The sequence below is a fragment of the Aerococcus sp. L_32 genome, assembly GCF_050689315.1.
The window spans coordinates 1-958 of record NZ_JBOEQF010000684.1; the positions used below are offsets into that span (position 1 = coordinate 1).

Annotated in this window: 1 protein-coding gene; it reads left to right on the forward strand. The window is 45.4% G+C overall.

Features of this window, described 5'->3' with window-relative positions; translation table 11 throughout:
• Positions 1–121: 121 nt before the first annotated feature.
• Positions 122–958, forward strand: an 837-nt coding sequence (locus ACRCJ0_RS15715) for a PLP-dependent cysteine synthase family protein (RefSeq protein WP_431391121.1), incomplete at its 3' end; no start/stop codon positions are given.

A 958-nucleotide genomic window follows, 5' to 3' on the forward strand; every position in this document is an offset into this window, starting at 1 on the left:
CCAATTCACAGCTGAAGATTTAAAAGGCATTGAAGACCAAGCTTAAGGACAAGGTTTGCTATAATAGGCACAATCAACAAGGTTATGCAATCATTTAATAGAGAAAGGTTTGAGCTAGAACATGGAAGTTACAAATTATATGAGTCAATTAATCGGAGAAACACCATTACTGAAATTGCAACGAACAGTCCCATATAAAGCCGCCCAGGTATACGTCAAACTCGAAACAGCTAACCCAACCGGATCAATTTACGACCGAGTTGCCTTAAACATGATTGAAGTAGCGGAAAATGAGGGTCGCTTACAAGCGGGCCAACAAATTGTGGTCGCAACCACAGCCGAAGTTGCTGCCTCTTTCGCCTTACTAGGAGCGAGCAAGGGTTATGATACAAAGGCCTTTGTTCCAGATACAGCCACTCACCATGACTTGACAATCTTGCGTGCATACGGGGCTCAAGTGCAACTAATACCCGGCAAACAAGGTGTTGTAGATGCGATGACCCAAGCGCGGGCTTACGCTGAAGCGGGCAACCACCTATTTATTGATGTTTACGATGATGAGGGCAACGCTGCCGTCCATGAAAAAACAACAGGACCAGAAATCATCGAAGCCTTAAACGGCGCGCCAGATGCCTTTGTATCAACTATCGCAACTGGTGGGACGATGACGGGCGTTGGAACAGCCCTTAGACAAGAGAATAAGGATATCCAACTCTACGCGGTAGAAGATAAGGATAGCAAATTCTTGTCAGGTGAAATGGCTAAGCCAAGTGTAGCTACTGGATTCAACCCAGGTTTATTGCCTTTGAATTTGGATACCACTTTATACGACAGTATTGTGGCTATTGATTTGGCCAAGGCCAAAGAAACTAGTCGTTTGTTAGCCATCAATGAAGGTTTATTGGTAGGGCCAGCAGGTGGTGCGGCAGTTGCAGCATCTATCGCAGTGGCTAAAACC